This is a genomic window from Methylomonas sp. BG-2 (assembly GCF_057766305.1).
Genome location: NZ_JBYMAP010000103.1, coordinates 1 through 14,910, shown reverse-complemented (window position 1 = coordinate 14,910; position 14,910 = coordinate 1). Strand labels below are relative to the sequence as shown.

Below are 14,910 nucleotides of genomic sequence, written 5' to 3'. Positions count from 1 at the left end.
ATCTAGGTCGTTGGGCCGAAGTAGCCGCTTGGCGGGCTTATCCGCCAAGCGCTTTTGCGAAGAACAATTCGCCAGATTTTCTTAGCCGGGTTGCGTGATCTGATGCTTTCCGCGCTGATAGCGCGCCGTCGGCGATTGATAAACAAGCGTATGGGTCGGTCAGCTTTTTGCTTCCCACGCAACGTTCGGTTTCTTAGCGACGGATGGCTTTCCCGGGCACCGTTGAAATGGCCCGCCAAACTGTAGCGCAAATAAAAAAGCCTCCGCCAACTGGCATTGGCGGAGGCTACGGCGGCCGGAGGATTTATTCGGCGTCCAACTCGTCGGCCGACAATTTCTGGCCGGGGATGTAGTTAGGGGCGACGCTGATCAAAATCGTCAGGAAGGTTGCGATATACGGCACGGATTGAACCACCAATACCGCCACCCACAACCGGCCGCTCAGATTGTCGAACTGCGGCTCCATCCGCATCGCGACCGCGCCGGCCAACAGTAGGATCAGCAGTAATAGTTCCTGCCAGATGATCAACAAGCCGGCCACCAGCGGACCTTGTTGCTCATATTTAGGCGTCCGCATGAACGGTTTGCCGGAGGTAAACAGCCCTTGCAAGGTGCCGCGCGCCACGGTGTGGGTCAGGGACAAACCGGCCAACGCCGCGCCCAAGGCTTGCCAGAGCGAACAAGCCACCCTGGCCTTGTACAGCCAGAGTCCGCGCAAGATCTTGAACGCGAACAGACCGATTGTCGGCAACAGAAAGGCGTTGACCGGCAACTCGCTATGCTTTGGATCGTACAGCAGCAAGGCCGTCAGCACTAGGCTGGTGCCGGTGAATAGCAGGGCCAACGCGTCGGAGAACCAAGGCAGCCAACCGGCGACGAAGTAATAACGCTGCGCGGAGGTCAACGAAGACTTCTTGTTGGGCAGGAAATGCCGCCAATGTTGCTTGATGATCTGCATCGCGCCGTAAACCCAGCGGAAACGCTGGGTCATGTAACCGGAGAAGGTATCCGGCATCAATCCGCGGCCGAAGGATTCCTTGCAGTAGACCGAGTCGTAACCCGCCTCGTACAAGCGCAAACCCAGTTCGCTATCCTCGCAAATACACCATTCACCCCACGGACCGACTTTCTCGAAAGCCGATTTGCGGATCATCGTCATCGTGCCGTGCTGGATAATCGCGTTGTACTCGTTGCGCTGCACCATGCCGATGTTGAAAAAGCCGGCGTACTCCCAATAACACATGTTTTTGAACGAGCTTTGGTGGGAATCTCGATAGTCTTGCGGCGATTGGACGAAGCCGACGTTTTCCTGATCGAAGTAGGGCACCATGGCTTTCAACCAATCCGGCGACAGGATGTAATCGCTATCGATGACCGCAATGATTTCGGCGTCTTCGGCGGTGTTTTCCAGGGCGTAGTTGATCGCGCCGGCTTTGTAGCCCGGCCAGTTGTCCAAATGAAAGAAGCGGAATTTGGCGCCCAGCCGGTCGCAGTCGTCGCGAACCGGCTGCCAGACCGCCGGGTCCTTGGTGTTGTTATCCATCACCAGGACTTCGTAATTCGGGTAATCGACCTTGGCCAACGCGTTCAGCGTCTTGCGGACCATTTCCGGCGGTTCGTTATGAATCGGCAAGTGAATGGATACTTTCGGATATCGGAAATCCGTGGGCGGCGTTAGCGGGGTGAAGGTACGGCGGCCCTTGCGGTGCCATAACACTTCGGCGATTTCCAGGCTTTCGGTCAACAGCACCAGAATCGCCATGGCCTGCATCATCAGCAGAATCGCCCAAAACACGACCGAAAATCCGGTTTGATATTGCGCGGCGGCGATAGAGGCGGACCAGAACAGTACCGACGCTGCCAAGTTGGCGACGATGCCAAAAAACAGCTTGCCGGGCAGTTTCAAGCTCTTGCGAGTAAACAAGAACGCCGCCATCAGGATGATGCTCAACAAAGCCGCGCCGCTGGCCCAGTTACGCCAAGTCGGATTGGCCAGCACGTCGCCTTCCATCGGAAACTTGGGTTCGCGATCGACGTTGAATACGCCCCAGTAAGCGCCGGCGGTACCTTCAATCTCGATTTTCCAAGGCTGGTCGAAGGCTTCGACCACGTAGTAGATCAGTTTTTCCTCGGTGGCTCGATTCAGGAAACCCCGCAGAAACTTGGCTTGATTGGCCAAGGAGGCGGTCGAGTGCTTGTAGGGTTGACCGTCCGACGGCCAACCGACCTCGGAAATCACGATTTGCTTGCCGGGATACATGGCTTGCAATTCGTGGTAGCGCATGAATACGTAATCAACCGCTTCTTCGATCGGAATGCCTTCCCAATAGGGCAGAATGTGCACGCCGATGTAATCGACTTCGGCAACCAATTCGGGATGGGCTTCCCACACGTCCCAGGTTTCCGCGGTACTGACCGGTTTCCAGGTGCGCTTTTTCACCTCGCGGATGTACTCGATCAGCTCCTCGATTTCGACGTTCTTGCGAATCTGGGTCTCGTTGCCCACCAGCGTGCGCACGATCGCTTTCGGATATTGATTGCTAAGCTGGATCAGCGCTTCGATTTCCCGGCGATTCTTCTCGCGGTCGTCGTCTATCCAGGCTCCCATTGCCAAATTCAAGCCGTTTTTAGCCGCCAACTCGGGTACCACTTCCATGCCTTCCAGCGCGGTATAGGTTCTGATCGAATGCGCCTTGTCCGACAACAGGTTAATGTCTTCGGCGATTTGTTCCTGGGTCGGATATTTACCCTCGCGAGGATTGGAATCTCGACGCATGGGGCTGAAGGTCAATCCCATCATGGTTTTATTCCAGGATGGGATTTTTAGAGGGTTGTTAATGTAGGACCAGATACCGAGGTTGACGGCAACCAGAAACACCAATGAAAAAAAGGTGGCAATTTTGGCTTTCATTTCGGGTGACAAACTCCGCTAGGGAAAAATTATTGTTGTTATGGCGGTTATCGAGACGCATCGGACGCGCCGACGGAGGCTAACGCCGACACGCCGGGATGTACCCGGCGGACGACGAATCGGAAAGCACCTCCCGGGCAGCCCCAATCCCGCGACACAGCCGCGGGTATTGGAGTCGAACGCGCTTAGGCCAATCTTAAGCGCGCCGGAAAGACGAGGGAACGACTACTTCAAAGAGACCGTTTCGACGCGGCCTTTCATTTCGATGTTGAGTTTATCTTCCTTAGCCAGCCAGCCTATGGCCCGCTGCACCTCGTTTTTGCCCAGACCGGTTTCGGTGGTGATTTTGTTGACACTAGCCTCACCGTTGGTATTCAAAAATTGCCAGATTTTTCCGGCTGCTTCACCAATTATCTCTACCATTTCAGCTCCTCACACTTTAAGCAACAAAAAAATCGGGTATTCGGTCCGGCGCCAGGCAGCAGAAAATTTAATGAACGCTAAAGCGCTCGGTTAACGTTCGTCGGGCAACACAATATTGAGTTCCAACGTTTCCTGATTGCCATCCTGCTCGAAATTGACGGTAATGGCATCCTGACCGACATTGACGTATTTACGAATCACCGCGAGCAACTCCTGTTGCAATTGCGGCAGATAAGAAGGCTGATTTCGCGAGGCGCGCTCGTGAGCGACCAGAATTTGCAGCCGTTCCTTGGCCAGCGACGCGCTACTGGGTTTGGATGACCGGAAATAATCTAACAGACTCATCACTTACTCCCGAACAGCTTGCTAAATAAGCCCTTCTTCTCTTCCTCTATGAATCGGTGGGGGCGATCCTCGCCCAAATAACGTGCGACGATATCGGCGTAAGCCTGACCGGCGTCGCTTTGTTCGTCCAAGATGACCGGCGTGCCCGAGTTGGAGGCATTTAATACCGATTTGGACTCGGGAATCACGCCCAACAGATGCAGCGACAGGATTTCCTGCACGTCATCCACGCTCAACATTTCGCCAAGCTTGACCCGATCCGGGGAATAACGGGTCAGCAGCAAATATTCCTTGATCGGCTCATCACCCTTTTCGGCGCGGCGCGACTTGCTGGCCAGAATGCCCAACATCCGATCCGAATCGCGCACCGACGATACTTCCGGGTTGGTCACGACGAAGGCATCGTCGGCGAAGTACATGGCAAGTGTAGCACCGCGCTCGATTCCGGCGGGCGAATCGCAGACGATGTATTTAAAATCCTTGGCGAGTTCCTCGAGAATGCGCTCGACGCCATCCAGGGTCAACGCATCCTTGTCGCGGGTTTGCGAGGCGGGCAAGATATAAAGCTGATCGCAGCGTTTGTCCTTGATCAGCGCTTGGTTCAAGGTCGCTTCGTTATTGATCACATTGACCAAATCGTAGACCACCCGCCGCTCGCAACCCATAATCAAATCCAGATTACGCAGACCGACATCGAAATCGATAACAGCGGTTTTATGGCCTTTCTTGGCCAAACCCATCGCGATCGCCGCGCTGGTGGTGGTTTTTCCCACGCCGCCTTTTCCTGATGTTACTACGATAATTCTGGCCAATGTCGTTCCTCCTAGAAATCTTAAAGTTCTTTGATGATCAGCTTCTGGTCCGCCAGGCTGATTTGTACCGGCTTATGCGGGGCGTGCTGACTTAGGTCGTCGCGCAGTTGATAGGTGCCGGCTATCGAAATCAACTCGGCTTGCAAATCGGAACAAAAAATCCGGCTCTCGGGATTGCCTAGCACGCCAGCCAAGGCGCGTCCCCGCAACGAACCGTAGACATGGATATTGCCCTCCGCCATGATTTCGGCTCCGGCGCTGACGGTCGCGGTCACGATCAAATCCCCCTTGGCGTAAACGCGTTGTCCGGAACGGACCGGTTGAGTGATTAATTTGTTTTCGACGCTGGCCTCGGCGGGCGGCGGCTCAGGGGCCGGCAAGGGCTTTTTGGCGGGTTCTTTGTTGATCAGCGGGGTGTTGTTGCCGTGTAGAGAGTGCACCGGCAGATTCATCGCCAGCGCCACTTGATTTTGTTGCTCGTTACCGCCGCGGATGCCGACCGGCATGAAACCGTGGGAGCGCACGGTTGCCACGATGTCCGCGAAATCCAATGTCAGATTCTGCGCGTTGAGCTTTTGCAAATCGATTAGCAACGGCGAATTGCGAAAGAACTCCGGGGCTTGGGCGACTTTTTCCTTGAGTTGCTCATCAATGGCGGGCAGGTCGTTTCCGGACAGCATCAGCACCGGGACGGTCAGTGAGGTGCTTTTAAACTCCAAAGCTGTTTTTTGCGAGTTAATGGTGCCGGTGGACATCGATTTGAGAAAATCAGCTCATGTATGGCCTCGAATGTTAGCATTTTCCGTGACAAAAAGCACAATCGCTTACAGTAAAAACAGCGTCGCCAAACCTAAAAAGGTCATAAAACCAACCACATCGGTGACCGTCGTCAACAGCACGCCGCCAGCCAATGCCGGGTCGACACCCAGTTTTTGCAATAAAACCGGAATCGCCACGCCGGAAAAGGCCGCGCACACCAAATTGATCAACATGGCAGCGCCGAGCAGGATACCGATGTGTGGATTGTGAAACCAAGCCCCGGCCACGGCGGCGACGACCACCGCCCACATCAGCCCGTTCAACAAACCGACCGAAATTTCCTTGAACAACAGGCCGCGGACATTGCCGCCGCTGACTTGTCCCAGCGCCAAGCCTCTAACCACCAGCGTCAAGGTCTGACTGCCGGCGATACCTCCCATGCTGGCGACGATGGGCATCAACACCGCCAGTACCACGATTTGCTGTATCGTATCTTCAAACAAGTCGATAACCCAGGCCGCCAGAAACGCGGTCAGCAAATTGACGCCCAGCCACAAGGCCCGGCGCTTGGCGCTAGCGACGACCGGCGCAAACATGTCGTGTTCCTCGGTCAAACCAGCCATGCTCATCAAAGAGTGGTCGGCTTCCTCGCGTATCACGGCAAGGATGTCATCGATCGTAATTCTCCCCAGCACTTTACCGTCGTCGGCCAGTACCGGCGCCGACAGTAGTTTGCGCCGCTCGAACAGCGCGGCCACATCCCGGCTTGAGGTTTTGTAGGGAATCCCCGGAGTCTTGGTATCCATCAGCGCGGAGACCTTGGTGTGCGGATCGTGCGTTAACAATTGGCTGATCGCCAACACACCCTGGAAACTATCCTTGCGATCGACGACGATCAGGCTGTCGGTGCCGGCCGGCAATCTGCCGCGCAAACGCAGATAACGCGATACCACATCCAACGTGACATCGGCCCGTATCGTCAAGACGTCCCGAGACATCAAGCCGCCCGCGGTATGCTCGCCGTAGCCGAGGGCTTGTTCGAACCGGTTGCGGTTGTGCACGCCGATCGATTCCATCACCTGAGACAGCAAGGGTTCCGGCAAGACATGTAGCAAATCCACCATGCCGTCGGCACCCATTTGCTCGGTGGCGGCCATCAAATCCTTGCGGTCGGTGATCGCCAACAATGCGGTCGCCACTTCGAGGTTCAGCTCTACCAGCACCTCGCCCATGACGCTGGGCGGAATCAAGCGCCACAAGCTGGCTCGTGGCTCCGGTTCCAGCGCTTCCAATACGAAAGCGGCTTCGGCCGGGTATAGCGAACGCACCAGATTGCGGATTTCGATCTGCGAGCCCTGGGCCAGAATCGCGCTAGCGCGCGCCAACAGATGTTCGCCGTTCTCCGGCAGGGTAGGTGTTGTCATAAGTTGCAACCGGAAGGTTAAGAGGCCGGGAAACGTAGCTCCCGATGCCTGACGATAATATTAGGGGTCAGGGTTTTAAAGTGTTGCCCCAACGTTTCGACCAAAAATACCGAACGGTGTTGACCGCCGGTGCAGCCGATCGCGATCGTCAGGTAGCTGCGATTATCGGACTCGAAGCGCGGCGCCCAACGTCCGACGAAATAACCGACGTCGTGCAAGAACTCCTTGACGGCCGTTTCGTGCCGCAGAAATTCGACCACTTCGGCGTGCTTGCCGGTCAAGCCTCTTAATTGCGGCACCCAATAGGGATTGGGCAAGCTGCGGGCGTCGAACACGAAATCGGCATCCAGCGGCATGCCGTATTTGAAGCCGAAAGACTGAAACAAAATGGACAGCGAACTCTTGCCTTTCTCGCCCAAGCGGTTTTTCAACAAATCCCGCAGCTGGTGGTAAAGGGTAAAACTGGTATCGATGACGATATCGGCGATCACCGCCACCGGATGCAACATTTGCCGCTCGATATCCAGCGCCTCGCGCAACGGCAGGCTTTCGGTGGTCAATGGGTGTTTGCGGCGAGTTTCGCTGTAACGCTTTAGGATAATGTTTTCGTCGGCTTCCATGTAAACCACTTCGCAATCGATACCCTTGCCGCGAATAAACGCGATGCAATCCGGGAAGTCCGCCAGTTTTTCGGTGCGATTGCGAGCGTCGATGCCGATCGCGGTCTTGGCATACGTGGCCGGGGCCTTTGCCATCACGTCGTCGACAAATTGCTGCAACAGTACGACCGGCAGGTTATCGATGCAGTAGTAACCGCAATCCTCCAGGGTATCCAGGGCAATACTTTTTCCGGAGCCGGACAAGCCGCTGACGATGACGAGTTTCATGGTGAGAATTCGAGGCGGGGACGCGAAACCGCCCCCGCGGACCGATAGGATTTAACGGTGATTTTGGTTTTTTTCTTTGTGTTTGACGATTTGTCTGTCCAGTTTATCGACCATGTTGTCGATCGCGACATACATATCTTCCTGGATATCCTCGGCATACAGTTTGGCGCCGCTGATTTGCACGGCCGCTTCGGCTTTTTGCTCCAGTTTCTCGACGGTCAAAATCACGTGAACGTCGACGACGTTGTCGAAATGACGCTTGATCTTACTGATTTTGTCTTCGACATGGGCTTTTAACGAATCGGTAACTTCTACGTGATGACCGGTGATACTAACTTGCATGGAATACTCCTGTTTTTAAAAATTTATTCTTCCGTACTCAGATAAGCCTTTTCCGCTGGCTGGTTGGCGGTATCGACATCGCTTCCCGGTATTTGGCAATGGTGCGGCGGGCGACGTTGATGCCTTTTTCATTCAATAAGTCGGATATTTTACTATCGCTTAATGGCTTGGCCGGGTTTTCGGAACCGACCAATTCTTTGATCAGCGCCCGAATCGCGGTCGCCGAACATTCTCCGCCGCCATCGGTACTGACATGGCTGGAGAAAAAGTATTTGAATTCGATGACGCCGTGCGGCGTGTGCATGTATTTTTGGGTCGTGACCCTGGAAATCGTAGACTCGTGAAGCTCCAATTCCTCGGCGATATCGCGCAACACCATCGGTTTCATCGCGATCGCGCCGTGCTCGAAAAAATCGCCCTGCTTTTCGACGATGCTGCGAGCCACCCGTAACAAGGTATCGTTGCGGCTGTGGAGGCTTTTGATAAACCAGCGGGCTTCCTGCAGATGGTTTTTCATGCTGACGTTGTCCTGGCTGTTGTCGGCCCGTTTGATCATCCCGGAATAAAACGGGTTGATCCGCAATTTTGGGGCGATTTCCGGATTCAGATTCACTTGCCACGCGCCGCTCACCTTGGCGACGAACACGTCGGGAACCACGTATTCAACGTTGACCTCTTGGACTTGTCCGCCCGGTTTGGGGTCCAAGGTGCGGATCAAGGCCAATACGCCCCGCAGCACATCTTCGGTCATGCCGACCCGCTTGATCAAACGGGCTTGGTCGCAAGTCGCCAGTAAATCCAGGTGCCGTTTTACAAAATCCAGCGCGTCCTCCCGATAGGGCGTCGTCGCCGGCACTTGCAGCAGTTGCAAGCGTAGGCAATCGGCCAAGTCCAACGCCGCCACGCCCACCGGGTCAAAGTTTTGCACCATGTGCAGCACCGCCTGGACCTCGTCGATTTCCAGGTTTTCGAGTTGTTCTTGCAGACCCTGGCAAATGTCGTTCAGATCGGTGGCGATATAACCGTCGTCGTTGATCGCGTCGATAATCGCCGCCGCGATCGCGTAATCGCGGTCGGAAATCGGCAGCAGTTCCAATTGCCAAAATAAATGATCGTGCAGGCTCTCCGATTTGCTGCGAAAACTTTCGAATTCCGGGGTATCGGCATCGTCGCCGCCGCTGGGCAAACTACTTTCGTAAACATCGTCCCAACTGACGTCGACCGGCAATTCGTCCGGCATGTCGGTTTGCGAGCCCTCGCTAGTGACTTGGTCGGGGTTTTCGGCCTTCTTCTCCCGGAAATCCAGATTCAGCGATTCTTCCTCTTCCACCTCCAGCATCATATTGGATTCAAGCGCCTGTTGGATTTCCTGCTGCAAATCCAGGGTCGACATCTGCAACAATTTGATCGCCTGCTGCAATTGCGGCGTCATCGTCAGACTTTGACCGATACGGAGTTGTAAGGATTGCTTCATGAGTATTTAAAAATCTATAAGCTAAATTTATCGCCCAGATACACTCGGCGCACTTCCGCGTTGTCGACCAGTTCGCGGGATATACCCTCCGCGATAACCTTGCCGTCGTTCAGGATGTAGGCGCGATCGCATATCTCCAATGTTTCTCTGACCTTATGCTCGGTAATCAAAATACCGATGCCGCGCTGCTTCAGATGCGCGATGATTTTTTGCAATTCCAGCACCGAAATCGGATCGACGCCGGCAAACGGTTCGTCCAGCAAAATGAATTGCGGTTCGCTGGCCAAGGCTCGGGCGATTTCGACCCGGCGCCTTTCGCCGCCGGACAAGCCCAGCGCCAGCTGGTTGCGCAAATGGTTGATATTAAACTCCGCCAGCAGCTCGTCAATCAATAGCTCGATCTGACCGTCGGTCAGATCGTCGCGAATCTGCAGCACTGCCCGCAGGTTATCCGAGACGCTCAATTTGCGAAACACCGACGCCTCTTGCGCCAGATAACCTATCCCCAGTCGGGCTCGGCGGTGCATCGGCTGATAGGTGATGCGCTGCTCGTCCAGATAAATATCGCCCTTATCCGCCCGGATCAAGCCGACCAGCATGTAAAAGCTGGTGGTCTTACCGGCGCCGTTGGGGCCGAGCAAGCCGACGACTTCGCCGGTATCGACCCGCAGGCCGACGCCATCGACCACGTTACGGTTGTTGTAGCGCTTGTACAGTTGTTCGGCAAGCAAGCGCGCCATTACTGAGCCTTCTTGGTCTTGGGCTGAATCACCGAATGCACGCGCTTGCCGTCGGTACTCTGCTCGCCGGCCTTCAACAGCGAGTTCTTGGTATCGTACTCGATATACTCGCTGGACTGTTTGGCGTCGCCCTGCCAAACCGAGGCATTCTTCATGAAAATCAGCAGATTTTTTTCCGGGTAGAATTCGTTGACCAAGCCCTCTCCGTGCATTTCGTCCTTGCCGACGGCGGGCAGCTGCTTGAAGCGCGACGGTTTGCCGGTGGCGATCAGTTTGGTGATGGCGCCGTCCTTCAGGTAAACCACCAACTGGTCGGCATCGATACGAATCGTGCCTTGCGTCGCGACGACGCCGCCGGTATACGTACTGATCTGGGTTTTCTCGTCGTAGACGGCATTGTTCGAGTCGATGTAAATCGGTTGTTCCGAATCCGATTCCAGCGCGACGATCGCCGGCGCGAACCATAACAGGCTCCAACCCAGCATTTTACTTAATTTCATAGCGACCTTTCACTTTGGACAACAATTTCAGGTGAATCGGACTGACAAAGGTCGCTTCCATTCCTATTCCCGCCGTTTTATTGGGCGGACCGATAATTTCGGCCCAAGCCGCCGTTTCCGCAAAATGGCTGGCGAGATTAACCCGCAAATCCGAAGTATTGACGGTCAGCGCCGCGTTGGTTTTCGACGCTTCCCGATTGATAAAAACCGTGCCGTTCAGTTGCAAATGCTCGCCGTCGGCGGCCATCACGCCGCTGTCGGCTTTAATCACCCAGGGCATTTGGTTGGGGTTGTAAAGCGTCATCACCGGCTTTTGCAAATGGGTGCTGCCGTCGGTTTTAAAATGCTGCATCCGCTCGGCGGACAGCTCGTTTTTGGCGATGCCGTCTTGCCCCATTTCCTGCTTGTAATAGGCCTCGCTGAAAAAATCGGGGCTGTTTTCCTCGATCTTGATCTGCTCCTGGCGCAACTCGTGCATTTCCGCAAGCCACCAGGACAGTGCCGCCGCCAGCGCGACGTAACCGTACACAGCCAGATTGCGAAAATGCCCACTCATAAATAAGCCTGCAAAACCGAATCGAAACGCCCTTGCACTTGCATGATCAGGTCGCAAACCTCGCGCACCGCGCCCAGTCCGCCGGCCGCTTCGGTTTGCCAGTCGGCGTAACGCTTGACCGCGAAATTGGCGTCGGCGACGGCCACCGCAAATCCGACCTGGCGTATGATCGGCAAATCCAGCACATCGTCGCCGACATAGCCAACTTGCTCGGGTCGCAATGCCAACATCTCCAGAATTTCGGCAAATGCGGCCCGTTTGTTCTCGTGACCCTGATATACGTGTTCGACACCCAGGCCACGCATCCGCAACGTCACCGAATTCGACTTGCGGCCGGAAATGACCGCCACCTCGACGCCGGTTTGCCGCAACAGCTTGATACCGTGGCCGTCGCGGGCATGAAAACATTTGTACTCGCGGCCTTCGTCGTCGAAAAACAGACGGCCGTCGGTCAACACGCCGTCAACGTCCAATATCAACAGCTTGAGATTTTCAATGAGTTGCAGCTTTTGTCTATCCAATCCGAACATGTCGCAATGTCCTCAAACGATGCCGGCCCGCAGCAAGTCGTGGGTGTTGAGCGCACCCTGCAAGACCCGCTCGTGATCGACGACCAACAAGGCGTTGATTTTTTTGGTTTCCATAATGCGCATCGCCTCCGCCGCCAACATGCCCGCGTCAATGACGGTACCCGGCCGGCTCATGACCTGCGCGACTTTCGTCAGATGAACATCGAGGTTTTTCTCCAGCATCCGCCGCAAATCGCCGTCGGTAAAAATGCCCATCACCTTGCGATCGGCGTCAACCACCGCCGTCATGCCCAGTTTCTTTTCAGTCATTTCCAGCAGGGCCCGGCTCACCAACACGTCGTCGGCCACCACCGGCACTTCGTGACCCCGATGCATCACATCCTCGACCCGCAATAGCAGTCGCTTGCCCAGGCTGCCGCCGGGATGCGACAACGCGAAATCGTCGCGCGTAAAGCCACGGGTTTCCAGCAACGATACCGCCAAGGCATCGCCCATCACCAAGGCCACTGTCGTGCTGGCGGTCGGCGCCAAGCCCAACGGGCAGGCCTCCTGTTCCACCGAGACGTCCAGATGCACGCTAGCCATCCGGGCCAGCGTGGAATCGGCGTTGCCGGTCATCGCCACCAAGGGCACGCCCAGCCGTTTAATGATAGGCAAGATCGTCAAAATTTCCCCGGTCTCGCCGGAGTTGGACAACGCCAACACCACGTCCTGGCGAGTAATCATCCCCAGATCGCCGTGGCTGGCCTCGCCCGGATGCACAAAGAAAGCCGGCGTTCCGGTGCTGGCCAGCGTCGCGGCAATTTTGCCGGCAATATGCCCGGACTTGCCCATGCCGGTCACAACAACCCGGCCCTTGCAGTCCAACAGCAAATGGCAGGCCCGCACGAACGCATCGTCTATCCGTTCCGCCAAACGGGTCACGGCCTGCATTTCGGTCTGAATCACCGCCAGCCCCAAGGCCTGAATCTCGTTATCGCCACTCACCCGGTATCCTGCTCAAAACCGTAAAATAAAAAGGAACCATTATTGCATGTAACCGCCGGTAATTTCACGCGCAACCTCGCTTTCGGCGGCGATCGCATCAGTACGAATCAAGTAATTTTTCGTTAACCTACCGCCGATGGGGCTTCAGCCTCACCCGAAAGCCTTCCGGCCGTGGAACTCAACTTGGACGCAAAAGCGCTTCCCCACATCCGCATTCACGACAACCCCACCGGAACCACTCAACAGGAAGCCCGCGTAATCCTCGGCGCCTGGAAACAACTGCTAGACTAATTGGCCGGAAAAGCCACGCCGTGAGGGACCATGCAGCACATCGACAAAGTCATCAAACTCCACAACCTGCTCAAACACCGCCGCACGCCGATTTCGGGGCCGGAAATAGAAAGACTACTGGCTTGCTCGAAAGCCACCCGCCAACGTCTGGTAGACGTACTGCGCTACCGCTTGAACGCACCGCTGTTCTGCGAACGCGGCGCCGGCTATTACTACGACCGCGACGACCCGCGCCACCCGTTCGAATTGCCCGGCATCTGGCTCAGCGCGGAGGAACTGCAAGCCCTGGTCGCCTGCCAGCATCTGCTGGGCAATCTGGCGCCGGGCTTGCTTCGCAATGAAATCGGTCAGCTACGCGACCACCTGGAGAAACTGCTGGACCGCTCGCCGGGCGTCAAAACTCCGCAACTGGGCCGCATCAAAATCCTCAGCCAGGCTTACCGCAGCCGCAACGACGACTTGTTTCTGACCTTGGTCCAGGCCCTGTTCGCGCAACAACGGCTGTTGATTCATTACCACGCCCGCGGCGACAACCAGACCAGCGAACGGCCGGTATCGCCGCAAAACCTGATCTTGTACAAAGACAACTGGTACTTGGATGCTTATTGCCACCACCGCCAGGAGCCGCGCACCTTCGCGCTGGACCGGATCAGATCGGCAACCGCCATCGGCGAACCCGCGCAACTGCTGGACCCGGCCACGCTGCAACAACACTTCGGCTCGTCCTACGGCATCTTCGCCGGCACACCAAAGCACACCGCCGTTCTCAACTTCTCCGCCAAGGCCGGGCGCTGGGTATCCGACGAAACCTGGCACAGCCAACAACAATGCGAGTGGCTAACCGACGGTCGCTATCAACTGCGCATCCCCTTCAACCGCCACGAAGAACTGCTGATGGACGTTTTGAAATACGGCGCCGAGGTGGAAGTGGTGGCGCCGGGGTTTTTGCGGGAATTGGTGCGCGAGCAGGCGGAGCGGATGTTGGTGTTGTACCGGTGAAGTGGCAAGGAACAGTGCGTGTTCAAGAGCGCTGCTTAGAAAATTCCGATTTTCAGATTCCGAATAACAGAATAATCTGCGGCTATGATTCATTCGTTTGCTTGCTCCGATACCAAAGCGCTTTTCAATAGTGAGTTGGTACTGCAATTTAAAAACATTGAGCGCGTCGCTCGGCGCAAGCTTTTGCAGCTGCATGCCGCTACCGACTTGGCCAGCTTACGCATTCCACCCGGAAACCGGCTCGAATCTTTAAAAGGCGATCGCAGGGGGCAATACAGCATCCGTATCAACGAACAATGGCGGATTCGCTTTGCATGGCGAGAAGATGGTGCCTACTAGGTCGAAATTGTGGACTATCACTAGGTGAAACATGATTGAACTACTTGATGAAATACACCCTGGCGAAATCTTGCTGGAGGATTTTATGAAGCGGATGGGCATCTCCTCCCGTCAGCTCGCCGCGTATATTGACGTTCCCCCCAGTCGAATCAGCGAATTGGTCAATGGCAAACGCCCGATCACTGCCGATACCGCCCTCAGGGTGGGTTTGTTTTTCGGCATGGAACCACGGTTCTGGCTAAACCTGCAAAGCGAATACGACATGCGCACTTAACCATGGCTATCTTGAAAGCCGACATCCAAGATGTCTAAATTCCTCATGAAAAAATTCTCGGTAACGACCCTTAAGCGCCATTAAGTATTCAGATCGTTATAAGTCAGTATCCTGACATTTAGCAGCCATTGAAAACGATAACAAATTTACGGGAGCGAACCAGAAGAGCTCCACTATACCAGATCGATTAAGGAGTATGGGATGTTTGGGAAATACTTAAAGTGTCCATAAAACGTCTAACCAACTTATAATTTCTCACCGACGCAAAGGAATAGTTATCCCTTAAGGAATTTATCTCCGTGAATGAAGAAGAAATA

General features: G+C 55.3%; 17 protein-coding genes. 3 read left to right on the top strand and 14 right to left on the bottom strand.

The features are described 5' to 3' along the window. Positions 1–304 precede the first annotated feature (304 nt). From AC3B8H_RS11560 to AC3B8H_RS11495, 14 genes are all read right to left on the bottom strand, one after another. A complete protein-coding gene (locus tag AC3B8H_RS11560; protein WP_488441726.1) occupies positions 305–2,911 on the bottom strand; it encodes a glycosyltransferase in 2,607 nt (868 codons plus the stop codon). Between the two features lie 225 nt (positions 2,912–3,136). Next, positions 3,137–3,334, bottom strand: coding sequence for a winged helix-turn-helix domain-containing protein (locus AC3B8H_RS11555; protein WP_488441725.1), 198 nt, complete (start codon positions 3,332–3,334; stop codon positions 3,137–3,139). 90 nt (positions 3,335–3,424) lie between these two features. Beyond that, positions 3,425–3,679 carry a cell division topological specificity factor MinE gene (gene minE / locus AC3B8H_RS11550; protein WP_488441724.1) on the bottom strand — a complete coding sequence of 85 codons (255 nt, stop codon included), beginning with the start codon at positions 3,677–3,679 and terminating at the stop codon, positions 3,425–3,427. Beyond that, positions 3,679–4,491 (bottom strand): septum site-determining protein MinD, encoded by an 813-nt coding sequence (gene minD / locus AC3B8H_RS11545; RefSeq protein ID WP_071159103.1) that lies wholly within the window; start codon positions 4,489–4,491, stop codon positions 3,679–3,681. Before minD ends, minE begins: the two co-directional genes overlap by 1 nt. Before the next feature lie 20 nt (positions 4,492–4,511). After that, the gene (gene minC / locus AC3B8H_RS11540) at positions 4,512–5,246 is read right to left on the bottom strand and encodes a septum site-determining protein MinC (protein WP_488441723.1); all 735 of its coding nucleotides are present in this window, start codon (positions 5,244–5,246) and stop codon (positions 4,512–4,514) included. A gap of 69 nt (positions 5,247–5,315) precedes the next feature. Next, positions 5,316–6,674, bottom strand: a complete 1,359-nt coding sequence (mgtE, locus tag AC3B8H_RS11535; RefSeq protein ID WP_488441722.1) for a magnesium transporter — start codon at positions 6,672–6,674, stop codon at positions 5,316–5,318. 17 nt (positions 6,675–6,691) lie between these two features. Continuing rightward, positions 6,692–7,561 (bottom strand): RNase adapter RapZ, encoded by an 870-nt coding sequence (gene rapZ / locus AC3B8H_RS11530; protein WP_488441721.1) that lies wholly within the window; start codon positions 7,559–7,561, stop codon positions 6,692–6,694. A gap of 51 nt (positions 7,562–7,612) precedes the next feature. Beyond that, the gene (hpf, locus tag AC3B8H_RS11525; RefSeq protein ID WP_488441720.1) at positions 7,613–7,903 is read right to left on the bottom strand and encodes a ribosome hibernation-promoting factor, HPF/YfiA family; all 291 of its coding nucleotides are present in this window, start codon (positions 7,901–7,903) and stop codon (positions 7,613–7,615) included. 37 nt (positions 7,904–7,940) lie between these two features. Then, positions 7,941–9,377 carry an RNA polymerase factor sigma-54 gene (locus AC3B8H_RS11520; RefSeq protein ID WP_488441719.1) on the bottom strand — a complete coding sequence of 479 codons (1,437 nt, stop codon included), beginning with the start codon at positions 9,375–9,377 and terminating at the stop codon, positions 7,941–7,943. A gap of 14 nt (positions 9,378–9,391) precedes the next feature. Next, positions 9,392–10,117: an LPS export ABC transporter ATP-binding protein gene (lptB, locus tag AC3B8H_RS11515; RefSeq protein WP_488441718.1), complete on the bottom strand. Its 726-nt coding sequence runs from the start codon at positions 10,115–10,117 to the stop codon at positions 9,392–9,394. Then, a complete protein-coding gene (lptA, locus tag AC3B8H_RS11510; protein WP_488441717.1) occupies positions 10,117–10,617 on the bottom strand; it encodes a lipopolysaccharide transport periplasmic protein LptA in 501 nt (166 codons plus the stop codon). The genes lptB and lptA overlap by 1 nt, the downstream gene beginning before the upstream one ends. Then, positions 10,604–11,173 (bottom strand): LPS export ABC transporter periplasmic protein LptC, encoded by a 570-nt coding sequence (gene lptC / locus AC3B8H_RS11505; RefSeq protein ID WP_488441716.1) that lies wholly within the window; start codon positions 11,171–11,173, stop codon positions 10,604–10,606. Before lptC ends, lptA begins: the two co-directional genes overlap by 14 nt. Next, on the bottom strand, positions 11,170–11,703 hold the full coding sequence (gene kdsC / locus AC3B8H_RS11500) for a 3-deoxy-manno-octulosonate-8-phosphatase KdsC (RefSeq protein ID WP_488441715.1): 534 nt from the start codon (positions 11,701–11,703) through the stop codon (positions 11,170–11,172). Before kdsC ends, lptC begins: the two co-directional genes overlap by 4 nt. A gap of 12 nt (positions 11,704–11,715) precedes the next feature. Further along, positions 11,716–12,636, bottom strand: a complete 921-nt coding sequence (locus AC3B8H_RS11495) for a KpsF/GutQ family sugar-phosphate isomerase (protein WP_488441727.1) — start codon at positions 12,634–12,636, stop codon at positions 11,716–11,718. A 375-nt stretch (positions 12,637–13,011) separates the two neighbouring features. Here AC3B8H_RS11495 and AC3B8H_RS11490 point away from each other — a divergent pair, with 375 nt between their 5' ends. From AC3B8H_RS11490 to AC3B8H_RS11480, 3 genes are all read left to right on the top strand, one after another. Then, on the top strand, positions 13,012–13,980 hold the full coding sequence (locus AC3B8H_RS11490) for a helix-turn-helix transcriptional regulator (RefSeq protein ID WP_488441714.1): 969 nt from the start codon (positions 13,012–13,014) through the stop codon (positions 13,978–13,980). 84 nt (positions 13,981–14,064) lie between these two features. Beyond that, positions 14,065–14,319, top strand: a complete 255-nt coding sequence (locus AC3B8H_RS11485) for a type II toxin-antitoxin system RelE/ParE family toxin (protein WP_488441713.1) — start codon at positions 14,065–14,067, stop codon at positions 14,317–14,319. A gap of 31 nt (positions 14,320–14,350) precedes the next feature. Then, positions 14,351–14,593 (top strand): HigA family addiction module antitoxin, encoded by a 243-nt coding sequence (locus tag AC3B8H_RS11480; protein WP_488441712.1) that lies wholly within the window; start codon positions 14,351–14,353, stop codon positions 14,591–14,593. Positions 14,594–14,910 lie beyond the last annotated feature (317 nt).